The organism is Streptomyces sp. TLI_185, assembly GCF_003814765.1.
Lineage (GTDB): Bacteria > Actinomycetota > Actinomycetes > Streptomycetales > Streptomycetaceae > Streptomyces.
This window is the reverse complement of sequence record NZ_RKRB01000001.1, coordinates 332,489-358,897: the sequence shown is the minus strand read 5'-3', so window position 1 is coordinate 358,897 and position 26,409 is coordinate 332,489. Positions and strand designations below refer to the sequence as shown.

Annotated in this window: 26 protein-coding genes and 1 pseudogene; 17 read left to right on the top strand and 10 right to left on the bottom strand. The window is 69.6% G+C overall.

Features of this window, described 5'->3' with window-relative positions; all coding sequences use genetic code 11:
- Positions 1-166: 166 nt before the first annotated feature.
- Positions 167-952 (bottom strand): AraC family transcriptional regulator, encoded by a 786-nt coding sequence (locus EDD92_RS01605; protein WP_123962513.1) that lies wholly within the window; start codon positions 950-952, stop codon positions 167-169.
- A gap of 82 nt (positions 953-1,034) precedes the next feature.
- Here EDD92_RS01605 and EDD92_RS01600 point away from each other — a divergent pair, with 82 nt between their 5' ends.
- Together EDD92_RS01600 and EDD92_RS01595 are read left to right on the top strand one after the other, a co-directional pair.
- Positions 1,035-1,853 (top strand): phytanoyl-CoA dioxygenase family protein, encoded by an 819-nt coding sequence (locus EDD92_RS01600; RefSeq protein WP_185123895.1) that lies wholly within the window; start codon positions 1,035-1,037, stop codon positions 1,851-1,853.
- Positions 1,850-2,125 carry a hypothetical protein gene (locus EDD92_RS01595; RefSeq protein ID WP_123962512.1) on the top strand — a complete coding sequence of 92 codons (276 nt, stop codon included), beginning with the start codon at positions 1,850-1,852 and terminating at the stop codon, positions 2,123-2,125. Before EDD92_RS01600 ends, EDD92_RS01595 begins: the two co-directional genes overlap by 4 nt.
- Before the next feature lie 701 nt (positions 2,126-2,826).
- On the opposite strand, the gene tnpA is transcribed toward EDD92_RS01595, so the two are convergent.
- Positions 2,827-3,255, bottom strand: coding sequence for an IS200/IS605 family transposase (tnpA, locus tag EDD92_RS01590; RefSeq protein WP_123962511.1), 429 nt, complete (start codon positions 3,253-3,255; stop codon positions 2,827-2,829).
- A gap of 26 nt (positions 3,256-3,281) precedes the next feature.
- Between tnpA and EDD92_RS01585 the strand changes: the two genes are divergently transcribed.
- Positions 3,282-4,412: an RNA-guided endonuclease TnpB family protein gene (locus tag EDD92_RS01585; protein WP_185123894.1), complete on the top strand. Its 1,131-nt coding sequence runs from the start codon at positions 3,282-3,284 to the stop codon at positions 4,410-4,412.
- A 73-nt stretch (positions 4,413-4,485) separates the two neighbouring features.
- Here EDD92_RS01585 and EDD92_RS01580 read toward each other — a convergent pair whose 3' ends face one another.
- Both EDD92_RS01580 and EDD92_RS01575 read right to left on the bottom strand, forming a co-directional pair.
- Positions 4,486-5,163: a response regulator transcription factor gene (locus EDD92_RS01580; RefSeq protein ID WP_123962509.1), complete on the bottom strand. Its 678-nt coding sequence runs from the start codon at positions 5,161-5,163 to the stop codon at positions 4,486-4,488.
- Complete coding sequence (locus EDD92_RS01575) at positions 5,138-6,307, bottom strand: sensor histidine kinase (protein WP_260326275.1); 1,170 nt, start codon at positions 6,305-6,307, stop codon at positions 5,138-5,140. The genes EDD92_RS01580 and EDD92_RS01575 overlap by 26 nt, the downstream gene beginning before the upstream one ends.
- Before the next feature lie 180 nt (positions 6,308-6,487).
- On the opposite strand from EDD92_RS01575, the gene EDD92_RS01570 reads away from it, so the two are divergent.
- Positions 6,488-6,703 carry a hypothetical protein gene (locus EDD92_RS01570; protein ID WP_123962508.1) on the top strand — a complete coding sequence of 72 codons (216 nt, stop codon included), beginning with the start codon at positions 6,488-6,490 and terminating at the stop codon, positions 6,701-6,703.
- Positions 6,704-6,708: 5 nt separating this feature from the next.
- Positions 6,709-8,892, top strand: a complete 2,184-nt coding sequence (locus tag EDD92_RS01565) for an MMPL family transporter (protein ID WP_123962507.1) — start codon at positions 6,709-6,711, stop codon at positions 8,890-8,892.
- Between the two features lie 233 nt (positions 8,893-9,125).
- On the opposite strand, the pseudogene EDD92_RS50770 reads toward EDD92_RS01565, so the two are convergent.
- Positions 9,126-9,370 (bottom strand): annotated as a pseudogene (locus EDD92_RS50770) (helix-turn-helix domain-containing protein); the annotation flags it as partial.
- A gap of 224 nt (positions 9,371-9,594) precedes the next feature.
- Here EDD92_RS50770 and EDD92_RS01555 point away from each other — a divergent pair.
- The 6 genes from EDD92_RS01555 to EDD92_RS01530 all read left to right on the top strand — a co-directional run bounded on the left by EDD92_RS01555 (position 9,595) and on the right by EDD92_RS01530 (position 16,938).
- Positions 9,595-10,863 (top strand): aspartate aminotransferase family protein, encoded by a 1,269-nt coding sequence (locus EDD92_RS01555; protein WP_123962506.1) that lies wholly within the window; start codon positions 9,595-9,597, stop codon positions 10,861-10,863.
- On the top strand, positions 10,860-13,751 hold the full coding sequence (locus EDD92_RS01550) for an FAD-binding and (Fe-S)-binding domain-containing protein (RefSeq protein WP_123962505.1): 2,892 nt from the start codon (positions 10,860-10,862) through the stop codon (positions 13,749-13,751). Before EDD92_RS01555 ends, EDD92_RS01550 begins: the two co-directional genes overlap by 4 nt.
- Complete coding sequence (locus EDD92_RS01545) at positions 13,748-15,187, top strand: NAD-dependent succinate-semialdehyde dehydrogenase (protein WP_123962504.1); 1,440 nt, start codon at positions 13,748-13,750, stop codon at positions 15,185-15,187. Before EDD92_RS01550 ends, EDD92_RS01545 begins: the two co-directional genes overlap by 4 nt.
- Before the next feature lie 234 nt (positions 15,188-15,421).
- Positions 15,422-15,763 (top strand): helix-turn-helix transcriptional regulator, encoded by a 342-nt coding sequence (locus EDD92_RS01540; RefSeq protein ID WP_123962503.1) that lies wholly within the window; start codon positions 15,422-15,424, stop codon positions 15,761-15,763.
- A 3-nt stretch (positions 15,764-15,766) separates the two neighbouring features.
- Positions 15,767-16,276, top strand: a complete 510-nt coding sequence (locus tag EDD92_RS01535; protein ID WP_123962502.1) for an SRPBCC family protein — start codon at positions 15,767-15,769, stop codon at positions 16,274-16,276.
- On the top strand, positions 16,273-16,938 hold the full coding sequence (locus tag EDD92_RS01530; RefSeq protein WP_123962501.1) for a dihydrofolate reductase family protein: 666 nt from the start codon (positions 16,273-16,275) through the stop codon (positions 16,936-16,938). The genes EDD92_RS01535 and EDD92_RS01530 overlap by 4 nt, the downstream gene beginning before the upstream one ends.
- A 324-nt stretch (positions 16,939-17,262) precedes the next feature.
- Here EDD92_RS01530 and EDD92_RS01525 read toward each other — a convergent pair whose 3' ends face one another.
- The gene (locus tag EDD92_RS01525; protein ID WP_123962500.1) at positions 17,263-17,841 is read right to left on the bottom strand and encodes a TetR/AcrR family transcriptional regulator; all 579 of its coding nucleotides are present in this window, start codon (positions 17,839-17,841) and stop codon (positions 17,263-17,265) included.
- 90 nt (positions 17,842-17,931) lie between these two features.
- On the opposite strand from EDD92_RS01525, the gene EDD92_RS01520 reads away from it, so the two are divergent.
- The 5 genes from EDD92_RS01520 (at position 17,932) to EDD92_RS01500 (ending at position 21,244) form a co-directional block, all read left to right on the top strand.
- Complete coding sequence (locus tag EDD92_RS01520; protein ID WP_123962499.1) at positions 17,932-18,378, top strand: DUF1772 domain-containing protein; 447 nt, start codon at positions 17,932-17,934, stop codon at positions 18,376-18,378.
- A gap of 181 nt (positions 18,379-18,559) precedes the next feature.
- Complete coding sequence (locus EDD92_RS01515) at positions 18,560-18,910, top strand: antibiotic biosynthesis monooxygenase (RefSeq protein ID WP_123962498.1); 351 nt, start codon at positions 18,560-18,562, stop codon at positions 18,908-18,910.
- A gap of 140 nt (positions 18,911-19,050) precedes the next feature.
- On the top strand, positions 19,051-19,437 hold the full coding sequence (locus EDD92_RS01510; protein WP_123962497.1) for a VOC family protein: 387 nt from the start codon (positions 19,051-19,053) through the stop codon (positions 19,435-19,437).
- Between the two features lie 302 nt (positions 19,438-19,739).
- Positions 19,740-20,156, top strand: a complete 417-nt coding sequence (locus tag EDD92_RS01505) for a DUF4267 domain-containing protein (protein WP_123962496.1) — start codon at positions 19,740-19,742, stop codon at positions 20,154-20,156.
- A gap of 236 nt (positions 20,157-20,392) precedes the next feature.
- Positions 20,393-21,244: an SCO6745 family protein gene (locus EDD92_RS01500; protein ID WP_260326274.1), complete on the top strand. Its 852-nt coding sequence runs from the start codon at positions 20,393-20,395 to the stop codon at positions 21,242-21,244.
- A 450-nt stretch (positions 21,245-21,694) separates the two neighbouring features.
- Here the strand turns inward: EDD92_RS01500 and EDD92_RS01495 are convergent, their stop codons facing one another.
- The 4 genes from EDD92_RS01495 to EDD92_RS01480 form a co-directional block, all read right to left on the bottom strand.
- Entirely contained in the window at positions 21,695-24,091 is a 2,397-nt protein-coding gene (locus tag EDD92_RS01495) for a DEAD/DEAH box helicase (protein WP_123962495.1), read from the bottom strand.
- Between the two features lie 201 nt (positions 24,092-24,292).
- A complete protein-coding gene (locus EDD92_RS01490) occupies positions 24,293-24,907 on the bottom strand; it encodes a transposase (protein ID WP_260326273.1) in 615 nt (204 codons plus the stop codon).
- Between the two features lie 211 nt (positions 24,908-25,118).
- Positions 25,119-25,304, bottom strand: coding sequence for a hypothetical protein (locus EDD92_RS01485; protein WP_260326272.1), 186 nt, complete (start codon positions 25,302-25,304; stop codon positions 25,119-25,121).
- Positions 25,305-25,394: 90 nt separating this feature from the next.
- Positions 25,395-25,634 (bottom strand): hypothetical protein, encoded by a 240-nt coding sequence (locus EDD92_RS01480; RefSeq protein WP_123962494.1) that lies wholly within the window; start codon positions 25,632-25,634, stop codon positions 25,395-25,397.
- 97 nt (positions 25,635-25,731) lie between these two features.
- Here EDD92_RS01480 and EDD92_RS01475 point away from each other — a divergent pair, with 97 nt between their 5' ends.
- The gene (locus EDD92_RS01475) at positions 25,732-26,391 is read left to right on the top strand and encodes a glyoxalase (protein WP_185123893.1); all 660 of its coding nucleotides are present in this window, start codon (positions 25,732-25,734) and stop codon (positions 26,389-26,391) included.
- Positions 26,392-26,409: the final 18 nt, after the last annotated feature.

Here is a 26,409-nt window from a genome sequence, read left to right as displayed (position 1 = left end):
TTGGGGCCCCACAACTCGGCGAGGCGCCGGTGCCGCAGGCACGGGAGCGAGGACGTCTCCGGGTCGAACTTCGGTGCCTCGGGAGGGTGCGCGGCCAACTCCCCGAAGGCCGACGGCATGTGGGCGAGGCTGTCCCGGCCTGAGGTGCAGATGTCCTCCGGCACCCTTACGGTCCTGGGCCGTCCAGCCCCGCAGGGGCAGCCGCACGTATGTCGCGCGGGCTCGCGCCGAGTTCACGGCGGCAGGCCTTGTTGAAGGCCTGGAGGTCGGCGATGCCGACGGCCGCGGCGATGGCGGTGATGGACAGGGTGGAGGACAACAGAAGGTGGCGAGCGCGTTGAAGGCGCCGGTGCCGGATGTACGACACGACGGTGCGGCCGGTTTCGGCACGAAACACGCGCGTCAGATGGGTGTGGGAGATTCCGACGGCGCGGGCGACGTCCGGTACGGACAGCGGTCCGGCCAGGTGCTCCTCGACGTAGGCCTGTGCGGCGGCCACGAAGGGGTGGCGGCGCCCGGCTCCCTCGCCCCTCGGCAACTCGGCGATGCGCCACAGAGCGGCCCAGACCTCCGCCGTGGCTCGCGGGGGAGAGGTCGGCATCGCCGTCACGGCGTGTCGGAGCAGATCGCCCAGGCGGGTGCTCTCGGCTGCGGCGTCCTGCATCACCGGCACCACCCGCGCGGTTCCGCCGTCGTGCAATCGCAGATGGACGTAGAAATGCTCCGACCTGCCCCGATAGTGAAAGTGCACCTCCGTGTTCGGGGGCACCAGGCTGACGTGGCCGGGGCGTATGGGGTGGACCGACTGCCCGAGGGACAGAGCACCTTCGTAGTGGTAGAGGTGCAACTGCCACAGGTCCGGCAGCCGGAAGACGTCGTGGGTGGTGGAGACGCCGTGTACCCCGATGCCGGCAGCGAACACGGTGGGCGCTTCGTCGAGCTGTAGTGTCACCTGCTTCACGAGGATGGAAAACTACCAGCACTGGGCGATTTCAGCCCACGACCGATACGAACAGGGCACGTACGTTCGTCGCATGTCAACCAGCCAGCAACTCCTGACATCGGTTCAGGTGGCGCGCTTCGTCGCGCAGGGATTCCTGCGCCTGGACGGGGTGGTGCCGCAGAAGATCAATGAACGGGCCGTCGTGGCCTTGACCGAGGGCCTGCCGGAAGTGTCCTACGGCACTCCGCTGGGCAAGGCGTTCGCACCGGACACCTTCGTCCACGAACTGCTCGCCCTGCCGGTCGTCGCAGGCGCTGTCGAGAGCCTGGTCGGCCCCGAGCCGACCGTCGACCACCAGGCGGTTCATGTGCGCGAACCGCACCAGGGACAGGCGCAGCCGCTCCACGGGGACGCCATCATCGACGTACGGCCGGACGCGTTCGACATCCAGCTCATGTACTACCCGCACGAGGTGACCGCCGAGATGGGCGGCACTCTCAGTGTGCCGGGCAGCCATCTGCGCAGGATCAACGAGACGGACGTCGGCCGCGTCCAGAACCTCAGGGGGCAGACCCGTCTGACCTGCCCGGCGGGCACGGTCGTTCTCGTGCACCACGGCATCTGGCACAGTGGCCGCCGCAACGACACCGCGCGCCGTCGCTACATGTACAAACTCCGCCTCAACCCGACCGTGCCGCAGGTGCGTCTGTGGGACGTCTCCGACCTGCACGACCCCGCGGTGACCGCGGAACTCAACACGTACTTCCCCTGGTACGAGCAGGCCACGGGCCGACTGGAGATCTACAACCGGGTCCTCCTGTGGCGGGCCCTGACCGGAGACGACTCGTTCGACGTCGAGTACTGGGTCACGCGCGTCAGCAACCGGCCGGCCCTGAGGAGTCACGCATGAGGCAGCAGGTTCTGGTCCTCTATCTCGCGACGTCGGCGCTGGACTCCCACGTGGTGGGCTGGTCCCGATACGACGGGACCGGCCGGACCAGTCCGACGACCGGTGACAGCGACGAACCGCCCTATCCCACAGGGCTCGCCGCGCTGCAGGACGGGTGGCGCCTGTTCCAGGCCTCCCAACTGCTGCCGCCTCAGACCGGTCAGGAGTACGACGTCTCCTTCCTCAAACACGAGTTCTTCTTCGAGAAGGTGGAGGACGGTTCTCGCCCTTGATCCCCGGTGCTCGCGGGAGCCAGCGGCCCCCGTCGTGTCGGACGGGCCCCCGAAGCCGGGCGGTGGAGTCGGAGGCCGTCACACACGGTGCCGCGCAGGCTCTCTTCGGCGATCGGCTCGCTGGCGTTCTCACCACCGCCGGCGCAAGAGGCGGCCGGCAGGTAGTCGCCGGCACCGAGTCCGTCCCACGGCGGCCGGGGGCTGTCTGCAGCACGCGCTCCCGGCTGCAGCCGACGGTGCGCAGACGCTGGTCGTAGGCGGTCCAGACGGCGGTGGCGCACAGGGCGAGCGAGGTCGGCCCGCGCTCCTTGAGCCAGGCCGCCAGGAACCTCGACTGCCGTACCGCCTCGGTCAGTTCACTCAGTCTGACGCGGGCCCGCAGCCGAGTGGCGCGTTCGGCCGGGAAGATGGACCGCAACTCACCGTTGATCATTGGCCAGGCGACGAGCCTGCAAGTCGCTGACCTGCGACATGATATCGGCGTGAGGCTGCTCCCACATGGGCTTTGGAACCCGCAGCACGGCCGTGGGACTCGAGCCGCGGACCTGCGACAGGTGACGTCTGTGCGGCTGGCGCGGCACCGATGCCGGCGTGTGGATTCAGCATGATCTAGCGCGGAACCCCAGGCGTTCACGTCCGGGAGGAGGCGCTTCTCAAGATAGCGGTGACCCGCACGGGTGCACGGGGCCGCACTGGTGGCCTCAGCCGGGACGCTTCTGGTTCTCGATGTACTCCTTGATGATCGCCGGCGGTGCGCCGCCGCAGGACGCGGCGAAGTAGGACGGGGACCAGAAGTGGTCGCCCCACAGGTACTTGCGGATGTGTCCGGGGAACTCCTGGCGGAGCCTGCGGGCTGAGACGCCCTTGCGGGAGCCGACCAGCCGGGAGATGGCGACCTTGGGCGGGTAGTGCACGAGCAGGTGGACGTGATCGCGCTCGCCGTTGAACTCCACCAGCTCGGTTTCGAAGTCGGCGCACACGGCCCGCATGATCTCTTCGCAGCGCGTAAGGATCTCGTCGGTGAACGGGCCGCGCCGATACTTGGGCGTGGAGACCAAGTGAGCATGGAGGGTATAGACGACCGTTCGACCCCTAGGGATGTTGGGGTTTGGCTCCCAGCGTGGTGACATAGACCGATCGCAGTACGATGCCCGGCATGAAGATCGTGACGCAGGTGAAGCTGATGCCGGAGGCCGACCAGGCCGCCGCGCTGTCGGCGACCCTGCGCACAGTCAACGACCTGGCGTGCTGGGTCTCCGAGGTGGCGTTCGCCCATGGTGTGCCGCGTGAGTACGAGCTGCGCAAGCACACGTACCCGCGCCTCAAGGCCGAAGGGCTCGGGGCGCAGCCGGCGCAACACGTGATCAAGAAGGTGCGCGACGCGTACACGACGCTGCACGCCAACATCCGCGCCGGAAACCTCGGCAAGCCGAAGTCGAAGCGCCGGATCAAGGCCGCATCGAAGCCGATTACGTTCCGTCCCGAGGCCGCGCAGCCATATGACGACCGGTGTTTGAGCTGGCAGTACGATGCACAGACCGTGTCCATCTGGACAACTGCCGGACGCCTCAAGAGCGTCCGCTCCGCCGACGGGCTCAAGACACTGCGCGAGTACCGCAAGGGCGAGGCAGACCTGATCAAGCGTGACGGGGTCTTCTACCTGATCGCCACCTGCGAGGTCCCCGAGGCCGAGACGTACGAGCCGGACGACTTCATCGGCGTGGACCTCGGCATCGTCAACATCGCCACCACGTCCACCGGCTACCAGGCCGCCGGGCGCGGTCTGGGCCGCTACCGCAAGCGTCAGCTTGCCCTGCGGGCCAAGCTCCAAAAGGAGCGCACCAAGTCCGCCAAGCGCCGGTTGAAGGAGCGCTCGCGCCGCGAACAGCGGCACGTCAAGAGCACCAACCACATCATCGCCAAGACGATCGTGACCGAGGCTGAACGCACCTCGGCCGGGATCTCCCTGGAAGAACTCAAGGGAATCCGGCAGAGGGTACGGCTTCGCAAGCCCCAACGGGTCGCACTGCACTCCTGGGCCTTTGCCCAGCTCGCAGCCTTCATCGTCTACAAGGCCAAGCGGGCAGGCGTGCCCCTGGTCTTCGTTGATCCCGCGTACACGTCGCAGACGTGCGCCGAGTGCGGCCACGTCGACCAGGGGCCTTTCATCTGCCGGGGCTGCGGGGTCGTTGCCCACGCCGACCGGAATGCTTCCCACAACATCGCCACCCGTGGCGAGACCGTGTGGAACGCGGGGCGTGAGTCACGCGTCCCTGCCACCCCATAGGGGTGTCTGGACGGAGGAGCCAACCCAGCAGCCAGTTGGGCGCTACCTCCAAGCCCGGTCCTTTAGGGCAGGGTCAAGTTGACTCCTTGAGCCAACCGGGGCTGACCATGCGGTACTCGTAGGCCATGACCACGACTTGGGATCTGTCGCGGGCTCCGAGTTTTGCCATGATGCGGCTGACGTGGGTCTTGGCGGTCAGCGGGGAGACCACCAGTTGCGTGGCGATCTCGTCATTGGTGCGTCCGGCAGCGATCAGCTGCATGACTTCACGTTCGCGGCGAGTCAGGGCGTCGAGCCGGTGATCGGGGCCGCGGGTGTTGTCGGGGCGGCGGGCGAATTCGGCGATGAGCCGGCGGGTGACGGTGGGGCTGATCAACGCGTCACCTCGCGCGGCGACGCGCACTGCGTGCAGCAGTTCGGCTGGTTCAGTGTCCTTGACGAGGAAGCCCGCGGCGCCGGCCCGCAGCGCCCCGTACACGTACTCGTCGAGGTCGAAGGTGGTCAGCATGACCACCTTCACCGCCGCCAGGTACTCGTCGGCAGCGATGCGGCGAGCAGCTTCGAGCCCGTCCATGCCGGGCATGCGGATGTCCATCAGCACGACGTCGGGCCGCAGTTCGCGGCAGGCGGCGAGGGCGGCATGCCCGTCGGCGGCCTCGGCGACCACGTTCAGGTCGTCCTCGTCGTCGAGGATGCCGCGGATCCCCGCCCGCACGAGGCGCTGGTCATCCGCCAGCAGGATCCTGATCATCAACTGCTCCGCTGGTCGGCTGGTGGTGGTCTGAGAACGGTAGCCGGGCTCGGACGGCGAACCCGCCCGCGGGGCCGGGCTCCGCGCTCAGTGTGCCGCCCAGTGCGCGCGCCCGTTCCGCCATGCCGGCGATGCCACTGCCGTCCCCGGCGCGGCTCGCGCCCTGGCCGTCATCGGTGACGCTGAGCGTCACTTCCCTTTCGCCGCGGTGGAGGTCGACGACGACGTGCCGGGCGCCGCTGTGCCTGACGGCGTTGGTCAGCGATTCCTGGACGATGCGGTAGGCGGCGAGGTCCACCGCTGCGGGGAGCGGTGAGTGGCATCCGCTGCGCTCGATGCGTACGTCCAGGCCCGCCCGAGCAGCTGAGGAAACCAACTCGTCGATCCTGGACAGACCTGGTGAGGGCGTGGTGGGAGCCTCTTCGTCGACTTGGCGCAAGACGCCGAGGGTGGCGCGCAGTTCTCGCAGACCCTCCTTGCTGCCCTGCTTGATCGCGGTCAGGGCTTCCTGAGCCTGGCCGGGGTCCCTCTGCAGTCGGTGCAGGGCGGAGGACGCCTGCACGTGGATCATCGACATGTTGTGGCCGATCACGTCGTGCAGTTCGCGGGCGATGCGCAGCCGTTCCTGCGTGGCGCGCAGCCTGGCCTGCTCCTCGGCGTAAGTGACGTGTCCGTGGCGCATCGCGCCCAGCGCCACCACCGCGACCAGCCACCCCGTCAGCATGAACACCGCCGTGCCGGTGACGTCGCCGGTGCCCGCCAGAGCTCCCGCGCCCACCCCGATGACCATGACTGCGGCCATGGCGACCGACGCCTGAGTCCGTCCCTGGGCCGACAGCGCGTACAGCGCGGCGATCGGGATCACCACGAGGGGGCCGTCCACTGAGCTGAGCAGGTGGTAGGCGCCGGTGCCGAGCACCGTGAACCAGCCCACCGCCACCGGGTGGCGGCGGTGCAGTGGCAGTGCCGCGCACACCGCCGCGGCCAGAAACCAGGAGCCGATCACCGATGCGTCCGCGTCCCAGTCGGGGCCAAGACGCTGCCCCTCGGCCACTCCGGCCAGCACCAGCACGAACCCGGCGAGGGCCATGTCGGCACGCGGGCCCGTGGGCAGGCGGAGTCGGGTGACATCGAAGTGCGGCACTGCTTCATTCTGCCTGTCGCGCGATCGGACCCGGTGGCTTATGTCCCTGTGTGCGCCGAGGGTGCGTGCCGGCGCAGTACGCGGCGGCCGTGCCGTACATCTGCTGGTGTACGGCACGGCCGCCGACTGTCAGCCGTGGGCCGACGCCCCGCCCTTGGGCCCGCCAGCACGATCGAGGGCATGTCGTCGTCCCTCACTCGCACCCGGATCAGTGCCGCCTTCGTCGGCGCACTCGTGGGTGCCGCCGCCGGAATCCTGCTGGTCACTGCCGCCGGAGCGTTCTCGGTCACGGTCAGTGCTGCGTTCGCCGGACTGGCGCTCGGTGTACCCGCGCTCGCCGGAGCGGTCGTGGGCGTGGCGGTGACTCCCGGCAACACTCGCTCGAATCTGAGGTAGGCATCATGTCTTCCCCCCGCGGCTCCACCGCGCCCATCGCCCCGCCCCCGCCACGAGACGGTATGTCCGCGCCCGTCGGACGGTTCGGCGCGCTGGCCGGCTGGGCGCAACGTCATCGCTGGGCCGCCCTCCTGCTCTGGGTGGCCGTCGTTGCCGCCATCACGCTGGGCTCCACCGCGACCGGCTCCGCATACAAGAACGACTTCTCGCTGCCGGGCACCGAATCCCAGGCGGCCACCGACCTGTTCAAGAAGCACGGCAGCGACCAGTCGGGCGACAGCGTCGAGATCGTCTTCAAGGACACAAACGGCATCAAGGGTGCCAAGGACAGCGTCGAACCGATGCTGGCCAAGGTGAAGCACATGGCGGGGGTCGCTGACGTGCGCAGCCCCTTCGCCGATGCCTCAGCGGTGTCCAAGGACGGCACGATCGCCTACGCGAGCGTCACGCTGGACGGCAAGACGGAGGAGGTCCCCAAGGAGGACGTCGCGAGGCTCATCGACGTCGCGCAGAGCATCGCCACCGAGCACCTCCAGGTCGAGGTGGGCGGCGAGGCCGCGCGCAATGCGGAGGACCAGTCGGCTCCGACCGCCGAACTCGCCGGGATCGTGGCCGCGTTGGTGATCCTCGTGCTGTTGTTCGGTTCGTTCCTTGCGGCCTCGCTTCCGTTGCTCACCGCGCTGTTTGCCGTTGGCGGCGCCGTCGGTCTGATCGTCCTCGCCTCGCACGTCTTCACCGTCGCCGACTTCACCCCGCCCATCCTGATGCTCGTCGGCCTCGGCGTCGGTGTCGACTACGCCCTGCTGATCTTCTACCGCTACCGCCATGAACTCCTGGCCGGAGTTCAGCCGGCGGAGGCCGGCCGCAAGGCCCTGGACTCCGCCGGGCGCACGGTCTTCTTCGCCGGGTGCACGGTCATCGTCGCCCTCCTTGGCCTGGTCGCCCTCGGGCTCGGCTCGCTCCAGGGCATCGCACTCGCGGTGGCCATCACCGTCCTGGTCACCATGGCCGCCTCGCTGGTACTGCTGCCCGCGCTCCTTGCCCTGTTCGGCAAGCGCATCCAGCGCCACGTACTCAAGCAGCAGGCCAAGACCACCACGAAAGGCAGGACCGAAGGCAACAGGTGGCGCGCCATGGCACGCGCCGTGCAGCGCCGCCCGATCCCGACCCTGCTGGTCGGCGTGATCGCGCTCCTCGCCCTGTCTGCACCGGCACTGGGCATGCGCCTGGGCTTCGCCGACTCCGGCAACGATCCCAAGGAGACCACGTCCCGGCACGCGTACGACCTGCTCGCCGAGGGCTTCGGCCCCGGCTTCAACGGCCCCCTCATCGTCTTGGTGAAGGGCGACCAAGAAGCCGGCAAGGCTGTCCAGACCAAGCTCTCCGCCACCGACGGCGTCGCTGAGGCCGGCCCGGCCATGCCCTCCACGGACGGCGCCCTGTCCACCGTCTTCGTCTACCCGACGACCTCACCGCAGAGCGAGGGGACCGTGGACCTCGTGCACCGTCTGCGCGAGGATGTGGCCCCGCCTCTGGAACACGCCACCGGGGCCGAGGTGTTGGTGGGCGGCGCCACGGCCGCCTCCCAGGATGTTTCCGAGACACTCGCCAACAGGCTGCCGCTGTTCGTCGCCGTCGTCGTCGGTGTCTCCTCGCTCCTGCTCCTGGTGGTCTTCCGGTCCATCTGGATCCCCGTCAAGGCAGCCATCCTGAACCTGCTGTCCATCTCCGCCGCACTCGGCGTGATCACCGTGGTCTTCCAGCACGGCTGGTTCGGAGCACAGCCCGGTCCCATCGAAGCCTTCATCCCCGCGCTGATCTTCGCGATCGTCTTCGGGTTGTCGATGGACTACGAGGTCTTTCTCGTCTCACGCATCCACGAAGAGTGGATGCGCACCAAAGTCCCTTCACGATCCGTACGTGAAGGACTGGCTTCCACGGGCAAGGTCATCACGGCCGCCGCGGCCATCATGATGTTCGTCTTCGGCGCCTTCGTCCTCAGCCCCGACCGTATGCTCCAGCAGTTCGGTCTCGGTCTGGCCGTTGCCATCCTTCTCGATGCGGTGGTCATCCGCTGCCTCATCGTTCCGGCCGTCATGCAGATGCTCGGCAAGTGGGCCTGGTGGCTGCCGGCACCACTGGCCCGAAAACTGCCCAAGGTGTCCATCGAGCGCCCTGAGCACAGCTGACCAGCGGCGGCCGGCCCAGCTGGGATCACTAGCATCAACGCCACCTGCGCAGCGCGATGTCGGTGAGATGACCTTGGCGCGGGTCACGGCGCCTGCCGTGACCCGCGCGCGGTCGGCGGAACGCGTTTCCTTCTCGGGCGGCCCGGTGGGGATACGGCTGGGCGGAGCAGGCCAGGTCAGCCAGGGCAGAGAACCGCTGTTCAAGCCGACGCTCGGGTGGGCCACCGAGCCGGTCAACGGGTTCGAAGTACGTCGAGCGCCGTAGGGACCATGTGTGGTTCCGTGCGCTGGACGCCGGATTCGAGGTCGCAGTCGAGGAGACGCTCGACGGTGCGCAGGCGCTGGTCCTGGTTTCGCGGGAGAGGCTGGCCCGGCGGGCGGCGGTGGTCTTGTTGCCGGCGGCCTCGAGGTAGTGGCGCAGGGTCGTCAGCAGCTCGGTGCCGTGTTGGGTGTCGTGGTCGATGAGCCGGTTGAGCTGAGTGCGGGGGGAGTGCCCGGCCGCTGGGACAAGCGTTGCTGACCTGCGCAAGAGCTCTGAGAGGGCCGCTGCGAGCAGGGCGAGCGGGGCTTGGGGCCGGGTGCGGTTGACACAACGTCCAGATACCGCGGAGCGGTCGGACGAATCGAGCGTTGGCGTCATCGAGGTCCGCAGAGATGCTCGACCGGACCGGAGCCAGACCGACGACCCGCCGGGAGACGAACATGACCGCACTGTCGCCGCACCTTCGCCAGGCCACCCCCGTCGTGGCTGCCCGGGGCGAGGGCGTTCACCTGTACGACCAGGACGGCCGCCGCTATCTGGACTTCACCGCCGGCATCGGCGTCACCAGCACCGGGCACTGCCACCCCAAGGTCGTCGCGGCGGCGCAGGAGCAGGTGGGCACGCTGATCCACGGCCAGTACACGACGGTCCTGCACCAGCCGCTGCGTCGCCTGGTCGGCAAGCTGGGCGAGGTGCTGCCGGCCGGTCTGGACAGTCTGTTCTTCACCAACTCCGGCAGCGAGGCGGTGGAGGCGGCGTTGCGGCTGGCCCGCCAGGCCACCGGCCGCCCCAACGTCCTGGTCTGTCACGGCGGTTTCCACGGCCGTACGGTGGCCGCCGCCTCCATGACCACCTCCGGCACTCGCTTCCGCTCCGGGTTTTCCCCGCTGATGAGCGGAGTGGTCGTGACCCCGTTCCCGACGGCCTACCGCTACGGCTGGGACGAGGAGACGGCGACCCGTTTCGCCCTCAAGGAGCTGGATTACACCCTCCAGACCATCTCCTCGCCCGCCGACACGGCCGCAGTCATCGTCGAGCCAGTGCTGGGCGAGGGCGGCTACGTCCCCGCGAACCGAGCCTTCCTGGAGGGCCTGCGCGAACGCGCCGACCGCCACGGCTTCCTCCTCATCCTCGACGAGGTGCAGACCGGCGTCGGCCGCACCGGTCGCTTCTGGGGCCACGACCACTTCGGTGTCACGCCCGACATCCTCGTCACCGCCAAGGGCCTGGCCAGCGGGTTCCCCCTGTCCGGCATCGCCGCCTCCGAGGAGCTGATGACCAAGGCGTGGCCCGGCTCGCAGGGCGGCACTTACGGCGCCAACGCCGTCGCCTGCGCCGCGGCCTGCGCGACGTTGGACGTCGTACGCGAGGAGAAGCTGGTCGAGAACGCCGAGGCGATGGGCAAGCGGCTGCGCGCCGGCCTGGAGGCGGTGGCCGACCGGACCCCGGGCATCGGCGATGTCCGCGGCCTCGGCCTCATGCTGGCCACCGAGTTCGTCACCGAGGACGGCAGCCCCGACCCCGACACCGCCGCCCGCGTACAACGGGCGGCCGTCGAGGAAGGCCTGCTCCTGCTGCTGTGCGGAGCCTGGAACCAGGTCGTTCGCATGATCCCGGCGCTCGTCATCGACGAGACGGCGGTGGACGAGGGCCTCCAGGCATGGGCGACCGCGGTCGAGGTCGGCACCTCGGGAGTGGCGCGGCGATGACGGACCCCGCCACGGCCCTGGAGCCGCTGGTCGCGCGGCTCGCCGAGAGCGCTCCCGGCCTGCGGGTGGAGACCGGCCCCGGCTCGACCGGCGTCTACGCCTACGACGCCTCCAACTACCGGGTCCCGCCGAGGGCCGTGGTCTTCCCCCGCAGCGCCGACGACGTCGTCGCGGTGCTGCGGGCCTGCCGCGAGGCGCACGTCCCCGTCACCGCGCGCGGCGGCGGCACCAGCATGGCGGGCAACGCGGTCGGGCCCGGTGTCGTCCTGGACTTCTCCCGCTACATGAACCGGATCCTCGACATCGACCCGGTGGCACGCACCGCGCGCGTCGAGGCCGGAGTGATCCTGGACGCGCTGCGCGACGCGACCGCACCGCACGCGCTCACCTTCGGCCCCGACCCGTCCTCGCACAGCCGCTGCACCCTGGGCGGCATGATCGGCAACGATGCCTGCGGCAACCGGTCGGTGCGGCACGGACGCACGAGCAGTCATATCGAGGCGCTGGAGATCGTGACGGCCGACGGCGTGCGGGCCGTCGCCGACCGCACCGGCCTGCGGGCCGCCGACCCGGACGACATGGACGCCGTCGAGCGAGTCACCCGGCTCGAAGGGGACGTACGCCGCCTGATCGAGGCCAACCTGGCGCCGATCCGCACCGAGCTGGGCCGCATCCCGCGGCAGGTCTCCGGCTACCAGCTGCACCACCTGCTGCCCGAGCACGGCTTCGACATGGCTCGCGCGCTGGTGGGTACCGAGGGCTCCTGTGCGGTCGTCACCGCAGCGACGGTCCGCCTGGTGGCGACCGCACAGGCCTCCACCCTCCTGACCCTCGGCTACGACGACGTCGTCGACGCCGCCGAGGATGTTCCGGAGATCCTGCGGTGGAATCCGACCGCGGTGGAGGGCATGGACGAGGCGATCGTCGCCACCATGCGGGCCCGGCGTGGTCCGGACTCCGTCACCGGGCTGCCCGACGGGCGGGCCTGGCTGTACGGGGAGCTCGACGGCGACGACCAGGGCGCGGTCGACGCCCGCGCCGCCGAACTGCTGGACGTGCTCAAGGCCCGCGGCCGGATGACCGGCGGACGGGTCGTGCACAGCCCGGCCGAGCGACGCTCGCTGTGGCGGGTCCGCGAAGACGGCGCCGGGCTGGCAGCCCGGCTGGTCGACGGCGGGGAGTCCTGGCCCGGCTGGGAGGATTCGGCCGTCGCGCCCGAGCACCTGGCCGCCTACCTGCGGGACTTCCGCAAGCTGCTGGCCGCGCACGGCCTGACCGGCGTGCTCTACGGCCACTTCGGTGCGGGCTGCGTGCACGTGCGCATCGACTTCGATCTCGCCACGGACACCGGCCGGGCTGCCACCCGCCGGTTCCTCGCCGAAGCAGCGGCCCTGGTCGTCGAACACGGCGGAACCCTGTCGGGCGAACACGGCGACGGGCGGGCCCGCGGCGAGCTGCTGGAGGTCATGTACAGCCACCGGCTGATCCGGGCGTTCGCCGCCTTCAAGGAGATCTTCGACCCGGAGGGGCTGCTCAACCCCGGAGTCATCGTGGCCCCGGCCCGCCTCGACTCTCACCTCGCGCTGCACACGCCCGAACTCCTGCCCGTCGACACGCTCTTCACCTTCCCGCACGACCAGGACGGCTTCGCGGGCGCGGTGCGCCGCTGCGTCGGCGTCGGCCGCTGCCGCAGCGACGCGGGCGGCGTCATGTGTCCCAGCTACCGGGCCACGGGAGAGGAGAACGACTCCACGCGGGGCAGGGCCCGTCTCCTCCAGGAGATGGTGCGGGGCGGGACCGTCCAGGACGGCTGGCGCTCGACCGAGGTCAAAGACGCCCTCGATCTGTGTCTTTCGTGCAAGGCGTGTTCCAGCGACTGCCCGGTCGGCGTCGACATGGCCACGTACAAGGCGGAGTTCCTGCACCAGCACTACAAGGGCAGGCTCCGGCCCCGCTCCCACTACTCGCTGGGCTGGCTGCCCCTGACCTCCACGCTCGCCGGATACGCCGCCCGTCCGGTCAACGCGCTGCTGCGTGGACCCGTCGGGAAGCTGCTCGCCCGCCTCGGTGGCGTGACCATCAAGCGCCGGATCCCGGCCTTCGCCTCCCGGTACGCGCTACGCCGGGCCCTGCGTACGGCGAGCACCGGTGAACCGGCGAAGGCCCTGCTCTTCGTCGACAGCTTCACCCGCGCCTTCCGCCCCGAGGTGGCCGGCGCGACGGGCCGCGTACTCGCCGATGCCGGCCTCCCCTGCACGGCGGAAGAAGGCCTGTGCTGCGGCCTGACCTGGGTCAGCACCGGCCAGCTGTCCCTCGCGCGCCGCATCATGGCCCGTACGGTCGCCCGGCTGGACAACGGCGACGACCGGCCCATCGTCGTGGCGGAACCCAGCTGCGCCGCAGCGCTCAAGCGTGACGTGCCCGAACTGCTCGGCACCGACGCCGCCCAGCGCGTCGCGGCCCGCGTCCACACCCTCACCGGCGCCCTGACCGACCTCGCCGCGCCCGGCTGGACGCCCCCCGAGCTGCCGGACAACGTCGTACTCCAGACCCACTGCCACGAGTACGCCACCTTCAAGGGCCATCACCCCCGCGACCTGCTCGGCCGTCTCGGCGTACGGAACGTCGACGAGGCCGAGGGCTGCTGCGGACTCGCCGGCAACTTCGGCTTCGAGGCCCAGCACTACGACACCTCGATGGCCGTCGCCGACCTGGCCCTGAAGCCACGCCTCGACGACATCGACCAGGACACGCCCACGGTCGTCGTGGCCGACGGTTTCAGCTGTGCCACCCAGATCGACCACCTCGCCGGTGACCGAGGCATCCGCGCCCTGCATCTCGCGGAACTGCTCGACCCCGCCGCCGACCAACCAGGAGGAACCTCATGACCGACACACCCACGCAGTTGTTCATCGGTGGTGCCTGGGTGGACGCCGCGGACGGAGCCACCATGCCTGTCGACGACCCCGCCACCGGCGACGTGCTCTGCCACGTGGCCGACGCCGGCCCGAAGGACGCGGGGCTCGCCGAGGAAGCGGCCGTGCAGGCGCAGGAGGAGTGGGCCCGTACGGCACCCCGCGTGCGCAGCGAGATCCTGCGCCGTGCCTACGAGATCATCGTCGAGCGCACCGACGAGCTCGCCCACACGATGACGTCCGAGATGGGCAAGCCGCTGGCCGAGGCCAGGGGAGAGGTGGCGTACGCCGCCGAGTTCTTCCGCTGGTTCTCCGAGGAGGCCGTCCGCGTCGACGGCGGCTACGGCACCCTGCCGGACGGCCGTAACCGCATGCTGCTCTCCCGCCGCCCGGTCGGCCCCTGCCTTCTGATCACCCCGTGGAACTTCCCGCTGGCCATGGGCACCCGCAAGATCGGCCCGGCCGTCGCGGCCGGTTGCACGATGGTGCTCAAGCCGGCCCCGCAGACCCCTCTGTCCAGCCTGGCCCTCGCCGCGATCCTCAAGGAGGCCGGGCTGCCGGACGGCGTGCTGAACGTCGTCACCACCTCCCGTGCGGGGGAGGTGTGCGAACCGCTCCTGCGCGGCGGGCGGATCCGCAAGCTGTCCTTCACCGGCTCCACGGCCGTCGGGCAGCTGCTGCTCGCCCAGAGCGCGGAGGCCGTCGTACGGACCTCGATGGAGCTGGGCGGCAACGCGCCGTTCATCGTCTTCGAGGACGCCGACCTGGACAAGGCCGTGGACGGCGCGATGATCGCCAAGATGCGCAACATGGGCGAGGCGTGCACGGCCGCCAACCGCTTCTTCGTCCACCGGTCGGTGGCCGAGGAGTTCGGGCGGCGGCTGGCCGAGCGAATGGGCGCGCTGGTCGTGGGTCCCGGCACACAGGACGGTGTCGACGTCGGCCCGCTGATCGACCGGGCCGGACGGGCCAAGGTCGAGGACCTGGTCGCCGACGCCGTGGAGCGCGGTGCCCGGGTGCTCGTCGGCGGCCGTACCCCTGAGGGACCGGGCTGCTTCTACCCGCCGACCGTGCTCACGGATGTCTCGGCCGGGAGCCGTCTGATGCAAACGGAGATCTTCGGCCCGGTCGCGGCGATCCTCACCTTCGACGACGAGGACGAGGTCGTCCGGCGCGCCAACGACACCCCCTGGGGGCTCGTCGGCTACATCTTCACTGAGGGCCTCGACCGCGCCCTGCGCGTCAGCGAACGCCTGGAGGTCGGAATGGTCGGCCTCAACACCGGTCTGGTCTCCAACCCGGCCGCGCCCTTCGGCGGCGTCAAGCAGTCCGGGCTGGGCCGCGAGGGCGGCCGCGTCGGGATCGACGAGTTCCTGGAGTACCAGTACCTGGCCGTGCCCGTGCGGTGATCTGCGCCCCGGTGTTCCCGCCCGCCACCTGCCCCGGCGTCCCCCTCAGCGCAGGTGGCGCGCGGTGATCTCCGCCGTGGTGTCGGTCCGGCGACGCGGAAGTGGCCGCCCTGCTCACCACCAAGGCATACGAAGTCCGAGCATCGACGGGGAATGGCCGGCGCCTGGGCATCAGGCGCGCTCGGTTCCCGACCTCGACTTGATGTATTCCGATATCGGAATATGATGGCTGTCATGGCACGAGCAGCGACGACGTCGGACGTGTTCAACGCGATCGCCGAGCCGCAGCGCCGGGACATCCTGGCGCTGTTGCGGGCGGGCGAGCGGCCGGTGAGCGGCCTGGCCCGGGAGCTGGGGATGAGTCAGCCCGGGGCGTCCAAGCATCTGCGGGTGCTGCGGGAGGTGGGGCTGGTGCGAGTCCGAGGGGCGGGCAGGCAGCGCCTGTACGGCCTCGACGCCCGCGGGCTGCGGCCGGTCCACGAGTGGGTCGGCGGGTTCGAGCGGTTCTGGAACCAGACTTTCGACCGGCTGGACACCTACGTGCAGGACCTCAAGCAGACACGGCAGGAGGAATGACCGATGGCACAGGCACGGCAGGAAACGCCGGCGGAGCCGCCGACGGCCGACCGGGAGATCGTGATCTCCCGGGTCATCGACGCCCCACGGGAGCTGGTGTTCGAGGCATTCACCGAGGTCCGGCACCTGTCGCGATGGTGGGGTCCGGAGGGGTTCACCACCACCACGCGGTCCTTCGCGTTCCGTGAGGGCGGGGAGTGGGACTTCGTGCTGCACGGGCCGGACGGGACCGACTACTTGGAGTGGATCCGCTGGCTGCGGATCGTCCCGCCGGAGCGGATCGAGCTGCTGCACGGTGAGTCCCGCGACGACCCGAACGCCTTCGAGTCGGTCCTGACCTTCGCGCCGGACGGCGCGGCGACGCGCATCGAGATGCGCACGGTGTTCCCCACCAAGGAACTGCGCGACGAGGCGATCGAGAAGTACCACGCGATCGAGGGCGGCCGGCAGACCCTGAGCAGCCTGGCGGCCTACGTCAGCGACCTCGCGCGGAATGGGGCGCAGGACCGATGACCGGGAAGGTGTTCTTCACCGTGACGATGTCGCTGGACGGCTTCATCGCGCCCGAATCGGTGCCCGCTGACGGCTTCTTCGCCCCCGACCGGCAGGACGAACCGCAGGTCCAGCGCTGGATGGCGCAGTGGACGGAGCTGCAGCAGTGGGCCTTCCCGCTGCGGTTCTTCCGGGAGAACCTGAAGCTCGGCGAGGGCGGCGAGGAGGGCCGCGACAACGACATCGCGCGGGAGACTTTCGAGCGCACCGGCGCGAGCGTCATGGGCAAGCGCATGTTCGACCTCGGCGAGCAGGCATGGCCCAAGGAGGCGCCCTTCCACACCCCGGTCTTCGTCGTCACACACACCAGGCGTGACCCGTGGCAGCGGCCCGGCGGCACCACGTTCCACTTCGTCAACGACGGCATCGACCACGCCCTCGACCAGGCCCGCGCAGCCGCCGGCGACCGCGACGTCCGCATCGCCGGCGGCGGCGCGACGATCCTGCAGTATCTGAACGCCGGCCTGGTCGACGAGTTCTCGATCACGCTGTCACCGGTGCTGTTCGGCGCCGGCACGCGCCTGTTCGACGGCGTGGACGCAGCCAGGGTCGCGCTGGAACCGGTCCGTTCGGAGTCGTCGCCGCGGGTGACGCACCTGACCTACGCAGTGCACCCACGGTAGCCGCGCCACGCCGACCTCAACTGTCAGGGCCGCTACAGCTTCGCCGCCCGTCCGCCACGCGAGGGCCTGCACCCACTGCGGGACCCGGTGACCGTCCACCTCGACGAGGACGACGAGGGCACCGGCGAATGACGCGGCGTCAGGGCGCGTATGGGGTCGTGATCGATGAGCATCGCAGCTTCCGGGGCGCGTGCCGCGTGGGGTACGGGGCCGGCCCGGCGGTCTGCTGCTGCGCTGGGTGGGCGCGAGTGCCCCGAAGCACTGCCGCCCGCAGGCAGCGGCGGGGCCCTGGGGCTCCGGCTGCGTGCCCGCCGGGATGGTGTGTCAGACCACGGCGAGCCGGTCCACCAGCAGTTCCACCCTCTGCTCGGTGTCCTCCGGCGGCAGTCGTCCCTCCCGCGTCAGGGTGGCAAGCCCGTGCAGGGCCGCCCAGAACGTCTCGGTGAACAGTCCTGGGTGGACGCCGTCCCCGGCGACCTCGCCCAGGCTCTCCAGCAGGGCGGCGAAGGCGTCCTTGAGGGGTTGCGGGGTGTCCTCCTGCGCGTACGCCAGGCCGCCGTCGAGCTGGAACAAGGCGTCGTAGACCGCCGGGTTGCGCTCGGCGAAGTCCAGGTAGGCGTGGGCGAGGGCGGCGACCCGCTCGCGCGGGCCCTTCGCTCTGGAGGTCGCGGCGCGCACCGCCGCGGCCATCTCGGCGGCGCCCTGGAGGGCGACGGCGCCGATGATCTCCCGCTTGCCGCGGAAGTGGCTGTAGAGGACGGGCTGGCTGTACTCGATGCGCTCGGCGAGCCGGCGCGTGGTCACCGCGTCCCAGCCCTGCTGCTCGGCGAGTTCGCGGGCCGTCGCCACGATGAGGCGCTCGCGGTCCGCCCGCTCGCGCTCCTTGCGTTCCTTTACCGACATGATTCGATCCTAGCACCGCTAGACAACAGAGCGGCAGTAGTACTAGCGTTGCCTCATCGGCTAGCAACGCTAGATTCTGGAGGGGTCGTCATGCCCAGCGCTCTCGAGGTCGTCACCACCGTGGTCGTCGGCGTGATGGTGGGGGTGGAGTTCTCCGTCGCCTTCGTCATCAACCCGATCCTCAACGCCCTCCCGGAGGACAGCAGCCAACTCGGCCACGCCCACGGGGGCCGGATGCTCGGCGCCGTGATGCCGGTCTGGTACCTCACTTCGCTCGCCCTTGTCGCGGTCTGGGCCATCGCCGGACGGCACGACCACGGCACCGGCCTCGTCGTCACGGCCGGCGCGCTGCTGATCCTCAGCGTGGTCATGTCGCTTCTGCTGCTCGTCCCGATCAACAACCGGAACAAGACGTGGACCGCCGAGAACCGGCCCGCCGACTGGAAGCAGCAGCTGAACCGCTGGCTCCGCTGGCACTACGTCCGCGTCGCCGTCATCGTCGCCGCCTTCACCCTGCTGGCCGCCGCCCTCACCTGAGCCCGCGGGCACACCCGCCCGGTCGTCAGCCGAACCGCTCGACGGTGCGCCCGAAATGTGGCAGCGCCACCTTTCATCTGCATCCAGGACCCGGACACCCACCCCTTCGAACTCCGCTGGTACTCCTCAGGACGCGGGCGCCGGCGACACCCACTGACCGATAGCGAGAGGAAGGGCCGAGATGGCCGAGTTGCAGAGTCTCGACCCGAACACGCCGATGTTCACGCAGTTCACGGAGAAAACCGGGCCCATCGTCCCGGCCGATACCTTCGTCGTCCCGAAGGAGAGCACTGAGGCGTTCCTCGCCCTCTTTCGGAGGCAGGCGGAGTTCATGAAGGCTCAGCCGGGATTCGTCTCCCTGCAGATGCACAAGGGAACGGCGGGCAGCCGGCTTCTGATGAACGTCGCGGTCTGGGAGTCGACAGAGGCGCTCGCCACAGCGTTCGCCAGCCCGGACTTCCAGCGCATGGCTGCCGGGTTCCCCGACGGCATCGTGTCGTACCCGCACATCTTCGAGCAGATCGACATATGACACGGCAGTGGTAGCCAGGGGAGGGCAGCCGGAGAAGCCCTGCCCTCCCCTGGGCACTCACGCATCCCCGCCATGCCGCGGGGTCGCCGAGACTGCCGACCAACCCACCACGCGTAACCCGTCCTTGATGAGGAGTCCCTATGGCCGTGGAACTAAATCACACCATCGTCCCTGCCCGTGACCCGCAAGCCTCGGCGCAGTTCCTGGCCGACATCCTCGGCCTGACTGTCGATCCGCCGGTGGCGCACTTCTTTCCGGTCACGCTGGCCAACCAGGTCAGCCTGGACTACGACCAGCTGGACGCCTTCGAGCCGCACCACTACGCGTTCATGGTCAGTGAGCAGGAGTTCAACGCCGCCCTCGCCCGCATCGGACATGCCGGGGTCACCCACTATGGCGATCCTGCATGCCAAGAGGGCGGGCAGATCTATCACAGCGAGCGCGCCGAGGGCCGCAGGGGCACTTACTTCCGCGACCCCGACGGACATCTCATGGAAATCCTCACCCCGGGCTGTACCGGACCGTGAGGCCGATGGCGGCCCAGCGGACCACGAATCCACTGGCGGTGGCGAGTGGAGTTCGCCGTCGCGGGCGAGGTAGCGACGCTCAATCAGCCACGTCGGTGTCCGTCCGTCCATCTGCAGGGCAGCACGGTCAAGGGTGCCCCGAGTAGGGCGACCTTGTCCGCCCCACCCGCACCAGTTCGCGTCATCCCACCCGCACCAGTCCGCGTCATCTGGCACGTCATCGGCCGCCCCGGCTACGCCCGCCGCTGAACCCTGCCCCACCCCAGTCTGAACAACGATCTGAACAACGAAGGAGAAGCACCGTGTCGCTGAAGAACGTCAACACCTTCCTGGCTACCGCCTGCACCCTGTTCGTCCTCTACCTCGGGCTGTCCTTCATCCTGGCCCCGGTAGCGTCCACTCAAGGCGTTGGCCTGCCGAACTGGCCCGCCGGCAACGGCGACGGCTTCCTCATCATGAAGGGCACCCGCGAATTCTCGATGGGCCTGGTCATCGGCATCCTGCTGGTGACGGGCCACCGCCGCGCCCTGGGCTGGGTTCTGCTGATGGAGGCCGTCGCCCCGTTCGGCGACATGATCAACGTCTTGGCTCACCACGGCCCCATCGCCGCCGCGTTCGGCATCCACGGTCTGACCTCGGCGCTGATCGCGGTCACCGGCCTCCTGACCCTCCGCGAGACCAGCCAGGCTCACAAGGCCACCGCCCCAGCGCCCGCCTGACAGCTGCACGCCCCGGCGAACCGACGACCATGCCCCCCTGCTCGTGATCGTCACGCACCACCAAATCCGCGACAGAGCCCAGAAGCTGGACCAGAACCCGCTCTCGCATACACAGCCACCCAGACGCCAGCCCATCTGCACTGCTTCCCTTCTGCACTGCTTCCCTTTCTGCCGCCGATGAGTTTCGGTGTGCCGGACGGTCCAAGCCGGCACACCGAACAAAAAGGGAGAACCCGATGGGCACGACGCGCTTGCACCCGATGGCTCACATCGCCCGCCGCATGTTCGAGCTCCTGGAGCCGATCTGCCTGGTCACCTACCTCGCCGACGAGTGCAACGAGGAACTGGCCGCACTGGGCCACCGCACCTACTGGGACGGCTACTTCGCCAGCCGCGCCGCCCCACTGGGACGGGTGCCGGCCCACGTCGTGCACGCAGCCTTCTACAACTTCGCCGACGGGGAAGCCGCACGGCACATCCCCAGCGCCTGGCAGACAATCCCGCCCGAGGCCTCCATCGCCGCACGGGAGCGGGGCAGCGCGGCCTCCCTACGACGCATCCTCGGCGACGAGCTGGCCCACTCCCCGGGCATGGTGCGCGCCGCAGACCTGACCACCAAGGCCGCGACCAGTGCCCCCACCGAAGGCCGCGTGATGTACGCCGGCATGCGCACCCTCGAGGTACCCAGCGACCCCGTCGCCCGGCTGTGGCACTCGGCGACCATGCTGCGCGAGCACCGCGGCGACGGGCACATCGCCGCTCTCGTCGGCGCCCGCATCGGCGGCACGCAGGCCCACGTGCTCTCCGCTCTGGAGATGGGCATCCACCCCCCACAGTCGTTCGGACGCATCCACCACCTGCCCGAAGAGCACCTGACCGCGGTCATGGACGGCCTGCGCGAACGCGGACTCATCGACACCGACGGCCACTTCACCAACGCCGGCCGCGCAACCAAACAACGCATCGAAACCCTCACCGACGAACTCGCCACCCCGCCCTACGACGCCCTGACCCCCGCCGAACTCGACGAACTGATCACCGAGCTCGAACCCCTCACCGCGACCCTGGTGGCCACAGGCTCGCAGTGACACGCAGACAATTGCGACAGATCTTCACCATCATCAAAGAAGGCACCGGACACCGACGCCCCCGCAAAGGACGCGAGTGTCATCTCCAGGGATCGGGACGCACGACGGACCACGCGGCTCGACCCACCCCCGCCCGTACTCCTGACGCAGCACCTGCACCGTGGCTTCGTCGTCCAGGAACGCAGCGACGATGCCGCCGTGATCGGCAGGGCGCGGATACTCTGATCATCCTGTCGAGTCGACGAGCATCACACTGCTTGCCTGCTGCCATGCCGCATCCGAGGCCGGCGCGGTCAAGGCCAACGAGTCCGACTCCAAGCCGCCTCTCCCGCCGACACCGCGCGGCCTCGACGGCCCTCTCAGCCACCGCTGCCGTGCTCAGCCCCCGCCCCTGGCGCCGCGCGCACTCCCGGGCCAGGCCTTCGCCCCCCCACATCACCGGATCCCCCTCTACGCAGCCCAGTCGAGCCCGAGCGCGGCCAGCGCCTGGAGCTTGTCGGCGGTCAGCTTCGCGCGCCTCGACTTCGTATTCGACAGAAACACCCCCAGCTTCACAGGGTGCTCCTGGCCGTCCACCACGATCGTCTCCGTGTGCCCTCGCGGGACCGTCACTGAATTGGTGCGGGCCTTGTACTGCACCAGGGCCGCAACACCCCGCTCGAAGGCACTCAGAGTCATCCGAGGCACTGCTGCGACGGGCCCCTCCGGCGCCGGAGCCGAAGGGACAACACCGACCGCCTCCAAACGCTCGCGCTGCCCCTCCGCCAGCGCCGCCCACACCTCGGGCATCCGCTGCCGGGCCAGCCACTTCCCCACGTCCATGCCGTGGACCGTGAACCCAGGCAGGACCTCCGCCGGGCCCTCCTCACCGCGCAGCAACTCCCGTACGGCCGCGTAGTGACGCTGCCAGTCGGCCGACCACGACGGGTTCCAGTCCTCATCCACGGCCGCCAACGCAGCCCCCCACTCCGGATGCCCGGCCAGCGCACCCGGGCGGCGCAGGTTGGACAGCCACTGCCCCACCGGCTTGTCCAGCACGGACGCCGACCGGGGCGCGCACAACGTCCAGTGCTCCGCGAAGTACACCCGGGCCGCCGCCAAGTTCTCCTGGAACCGCGCATCGACGGCCGACCAGGCCATGCCCAGCTTCTCCAGCCGCTGCGCCCGCTTGCCGGTCATCTGCCCGGCCCCGAACGCCCGCCGCTGCTCCGCCACCCAAGTCCCCAGCGGGAACGCGCCCTCCTTGTGCTCGTACGGCACACGGGCATGGCCCTCACGCTCCGTGAACTCCTTGAGCTTCACCCAGCCGCGCGCCCAGTCCTGCCGCTCCGTGTCGATCACATTGAAGCTGACCCAGTTCGCCACCATCGCCGGGTCACGCGGAGCCGCGAAACGGAGCAGCAGCCGGGTTTCTTCCCCATCATCACCGGGCGCAGCACCGATGTACTCGGACGGCTGAACCACGCCCTTCTGCGGCTCCTGGGGAATGGCGAGTAGCTCCACAACCTCTTCATCGTGGGCCCGCAGACCCTCCAAGACTTTCACCAGGGGCCGGTATGAGCCGGAGGTGAACATGTCCTCCGGCTCTTCCCCCGGCTGGAGGAACACCGGCACGATCAGAGAGGCGAGCTTGCCCTGCCCGGGCCTTTGACGAAGCGCCCGACCGATGGCTTGGACGATGTCGTGCGGCGCCCCCTTGGGGTCCAGCAGGGCCACGGAGTCCACGGCGCGGATGTCCACGCCCTCACCCAGGACACGGCAGTTCGAGAGCACGGCCCGCTGCGCCGTGGATCCGAACGAGCTGAGGACCTCCCGCCGACGTTCAGGGGCGTGATCGCCGCACAGCCAGTCCGCCCAGATCCGAGCGGGATACCTCTCGGGCTGGTCGGCGTGCAGTTTGGCCGCGACACGCTCCAGGCCTTCCGCGTATGCCTGGGCCTCGATGGTTCGGTGGTGGAAGGTGATGCAGGTCGACAGGTTGTGCTGCGTCATCGTGTGCAGGAGCGCGGCCTGGAGCGCGCCGAGACGCTGCCCGCGTACTTTCTCCGTGTGCCGGTCCTCGCCCATCAGCCGCTCGGGCGTGACGACGGGATCCTTCAGCTCCAGAACGATGATCTGGTAGCGCGCCAGCAGCCCCCGGGCGACGGCCGATGCGAGCGAGAGCTTGTACAGGACGGGCCCGAAGACGTTCTCGTCGTCCATGGAAGCCGCCATCTCCCGCGGCAGCGGATCCCGCACCTCCTCAGCAACCTCGCGGCTGAGCCGCTCTTCCCAGATCCGCGGCGTCGCCGTCAGGTACAACCGCCGGAACGCCGGGATGACACTCTGGTCGTGGATGTCCGCCCACGCCTTACCCATCGAACCGGAAGTCCTGTGCGCCTCATCAACGACCGCGAGGTCTACTGGATCAAGCTTCTGACCGTAAGCACCCTCGAACGCCTCCGCCAGGACACCCAGCGAGGCGTACGTCGCATAGATGGTGACCGGCCCGGAGCCGTGCCACAGCGCCAACTGGATCGGATTCGTGGTGGAGCGCACCTTCAGGCCCCACAGCTCCGGATCGTCCTGCAGCGAGCACACCGCAACCGCCGGCCCCTTGTGCCCGACGTCGTGCCACGCCTTCACCGTCTGCGCCAGGAGGTCCAGCGTCGGTACCAGAACGAGAGTGCGGCCGTGGGGCACAAGCCGCTTGGCCGATGCGGCGGCGATGATGGTCTTCCCCGTGCCACACGCGGCGTGCACCTGCCCGCGCAGACCATTCCAGCGAATACCGCCCGGCGGGATGTCGAGGCCGCGCACAATGGCGGCTACGGCCTCGATCTGGTGGTCACGCAGTTTCACGGCCATGCCCCGTGGTCTCCTTTTCGCGGAATGTGGCATGCAATCCTAAAAGAGAGCACCGGAGCGGCGAGGGTCCAGGGGAGTTGGTGCTGTCTCGCGGACGGCGCTGCCGTCAGGGCGTGCGGCCGCACCGCCCGGGAGTCGGCCTGCGCTTGATCGGTGAGCAGACCTGGCTTGACTCTGTCGGGGATCTTGGAATTGCCGAGGTCAGCTGCCCAGGGTTCGCCAGGACTTCGTCCGGGCTATCTCGCGCTGGTCGAGGTAGTTCTGGAAGGCAGTCGGCCGGCGGGGCGGGGGTGCTTCCTCGGCCGGCGACAGTCCGCTGAGACGCTCGATGTTGACGGCGATGGCGGTGAACACGTGCTGTAGGTGGGCTTTGTGCTGTCCCCGGTAGTGGCAGCGGCGCATGCCGTGCCCGTGGGCGGACTCGTTGACCGTGCCCTCCACTCCGGAGCGGACCGCGTAGCGGGCCTTCCACTCGGGCGTCTGTTGCTCGGTGCGGACGCGGAGTTGCAGGTCGCGGAGTTCTCGTGGGGGAAAGCCCACGGTCCGTGCGCTGTCACGGGTGGTGGTGCACTGGGTACGGGCCGGACACGGTCGGCACTGGCTCTTGGTGAACCGGGCCACGATCAGCGGGGCCGCGGTGGGCGAGGACGTCGGGTAGGGGCCGTGCCAGCCCTGGCTGACCTGGCCCTGGGGGCAGGTGACCTGCTGCCGGTCGTAGTCGATGTGGAAGTCGTCCCGGGCGAAGCCCTCGTTTTGGCGGTGTTGCCGGGTGGGGTTTGCCCCGGAGCGGCCCGTCGACGGTGACCTGGTGTTCACGGGCGCCTTGTTCCAGGTGGGGCAGCGAGGTGTAGCCGGCGTCGACCAGGCTGCTCGGCGGGCAGCAGCCCGCGGCGCGCGAGGCGGGTGTGAATGCCGGGCAGAGGGCGGTGTCAGTGCCGCGGGCTACGGTCGTCGCGTCCCGGTGTGGACGTTTGCGCTCTCGCCCGGCCTCCTACAGCGGCCGGGCGAGAGCGGCGATGCTCGCCCCTCAACTACTCGGCACGGGGGCGGGCAGCCGCTGCACCCCCGGCATCCCCGCACCGGCCACCGGCTCCGCCCCTGCCAGGCAGGTGATCGTCTTGTTCCGCTCCCGCGGCGCCAGCAGCCCGGTCAGGTACTCACGAAACCCCCGCCGCTGGGCCAAGCTGAAGAAGAGGTCGTCGAACCGTGCCACGTACTCCTCCAACGGCCCCGGCGCGGGCGGACACGGACGGCGAGCAGTCATCTTCAGCCCCCAGCAAGGCAGTTGACTCCTGCCACCGACCTACGACCAACCCGATCTGCCGTCAACCCACACCACCGCCGGATTTAACGAACTACCGGTAACAGCCCCCGCACCGACATCCAGTTCAACAAGCGGCTGCGGGTCGTCTTTGACGATCTCCAGAAGGCGTTCGGGGACGTGGCGCTCCGTCACGGCATCACGCACGAGGAACTGGGCCAGGCCATCACCTACGTGACGAAGCTGGTCGAGTACGGCCCGTGACGCGGGCTCGGCGATCACGGTGGAGGGGATGCCCGCGTGCGTGGCCAAGCAAAGTGGCGAGACCGGTCAGGATTCGAGAAGCCCAGGCCACCGCCCAGCCCCTAGCGTGAAGGACATGGCAACCACCACTTCCACCGCAGCCCACACGATCCTCGCGTCCGTCACCCTTGAGGTAGCCGACCCCGAGGCCGCCCGCCGCTTCTACAGCGCCTTCGGCGTGGACACGTACATACGCCTGCGGGCGTCCGAGGCGCACTCGACCGGCTTTCGCGGCTTCACCATGGCGCTCACGGTGTCCGGGCCGGCCACCGTCGACGGCTTCGTCGCCGCCGCCGTGGACGCCGGTGCCGCGGTGCTCAAGCCCGCCACGAAGTCGCTGTGGGGTTACGGCGGCGTAGTCCAGGCCCCGGACGGGACGATCTGGAAGATCGCGACCTCGGCGAAGAAGGACACCGGCCCCGCCACCCGCGAGATCGACGAGGTCGTCCTGCTGCTCGGTGTCGAGGACGTGAAGGTCACCAAGCAGTTCTACGTAGGCCGGGGCCTGACCGTGGCCAAGAGCTTTGGCGGCAAGTACGCCGAGTTCGCCCCCGGTCAGTCCAGCCCCGTCAAGCTGGCCCTGTACAAGCGCCGCGCGCTGGCCAGGGACCTCGGCGTCCCCGCCGACGGCACCGGCTCGCACCGCATCGTCCTCGGCAGCACTGCCGACGCCTTCACCGACCCGGACGGCTTCGCCTGGGAAGCCGCCGCGCCGCCCGCCTCCACACCGTCCTGACTTCCGATCCTGTACTTC

What these genes read in the sequence shown, in the direction of transcription:
- EDD92_RS01580 (WP_123962509.1), bottom strand. Translation starts at nt 5,163, where the DNA reads ATGATCAGGATCCTGCTGGCGGATGACCAGCGCCTCGTGCGGGCGGGG.
- EDD92_RS01545 (WP_123962504.1), top strand. Translation starts at nt 13,748, where the DNA reads ATGACCGACACACCCACGCAGTTGTTCATCGGTGGTGCCTGGGTGGAC.
- EDD92_RS01520 (WP_123962499.1), top strand. Translation starts at nt 17,932, where the DNA reads ATGCCCAGCGCTCTCGAGGTCGTCACCACCGTGGTCGTCGGCGTGATG.
- EDD92_RS01530 (WP_123962501.1), top strand. Translation starts at nt 16,273, where the DNA reads ATGACCGGGAAGGTGTTCTTCACCGTGACGATGTCGCTGGACGGCTTC.
- EDD92_RS01535 (WP_123962502.1), top strand. Translation starts at nt 15,767, where the DNA reads ATGGCACAGGCACGGCAGGAAACGCCGGCGGAGCCGCCGACGGCCGAC.
- EDD92_RS01540 (WP_123962503.1), top strand. Translation starts at nt 15,422, where the DNA reads ATGGCACGAGCAGCGACGACGTCGGACGTGTTCAACGCGATCGCCGAG.
- EDD92_RS01595 (WP_123962512.1), top strand. Translation starts at nt 1,850, where the DNA reads ATGAGGCAGCAGGTTCTGGTCCTCTATCTCGCGACGTCGGCGCTGGAC.
- EDD92_RS01550 (WP_123962505.1), top strand. Translation starts at nt 10,860, where the DNA reads ATGACGGACCCCGCCACGGCCCTGGAGCCGCTGGTCGCGCGGCTCGCC.
- EDD92_RS01565 (WP_123962507.1), top strand. Translation starts at nt 6,709, where the DNA reads ATGTCTTCCCCCCGCGGCTCCACCGCGCCCATCGCCCCGCCCCCGCCA.
- EDD92_RS01515 (WP_123962498.1), top strand. Translation starts at nt 18,560, where the DNA reads ATGGCCGAGTTGCAGAGTCTCGACCCGAACACGCCGATGTTCACGCAG.
- EDD92_RS01475 (WP_185123893.1), top strand. Translation starts at nt 25,732, where the DNA reads ATGGCAACCACCACTTCCACCGCAGCCCACACGATCCTCGCGTCCGTC.
- tnpA (WP_123962511.1), bottom strand. Translation starts at nt 3,255, where the DNA reads ATGTCACCACGCTGGGAGCCAAACCCCAACATCCCTAGGGGTCGAACG.
- EDD92_RS01555 (WP_123962506.1), top strand. Translation starts at nt 9,595, where the DNA reads ATGACCGCACTGTCGCCGCACCTTCGCCAGGCCACCCCCGTCGTGGCT.
- EDD92_RS01500 (WP_260326274.1), top strand. Translation starts at nt 20,393, where the DNA reads ATGGGCACGACGCGCTTGCACCCGATGGCTCACATCGCCCGCCGCATG.
- EDD92_RS01495 (WP_123962495.1), bottom strand. Translation starts at nt 24,091, where the DNA reads ATGGCCGTGAAACTGCGTGACCACCAGATCGAGGCCGTAGCCGCCATT.
- EDD92_RS01585 (WP_185123894.1), top strand. Translation starts at nt 3,282, where the DNA reads ATGAAGATCGTGACGCAGGTGAAGCTGATGCCGGAGGCCGACCAGGCC.
- EDD92_RS01525 (WP_123962500.1), bottom strand. Translation starts at nt 17,841, where the DNA reads ATGTCGGTAAAGGAACGCAAGGAGCGCGAGCGGGCGGACCGCGAGCGC.
- EDD92_RS01570 (WP_123962508.1), top strand. Translation starts at nt 6,488, where the DNA reads ATGTCGTCGTCCCTCACTCGCACCCGGATCAGTGCCGCCTTCGTCGGC.
- EDD92_RS01600 (WP_185123895.1), top strand. Translation starts at nt 1,035, where the DNA reads ATGTCAACCAGCCAGCAACTCCTGACATCGGTTCAGGTGGCGCGCTTC.
- EDD92_RS01510 (WP_123962497.1), top strand. Translation starts at nt 19,051, where the DNA reads ATGGCCGTGGAACTAAATCACACCATCGTCCCTGCCCGTGACCCGCAA.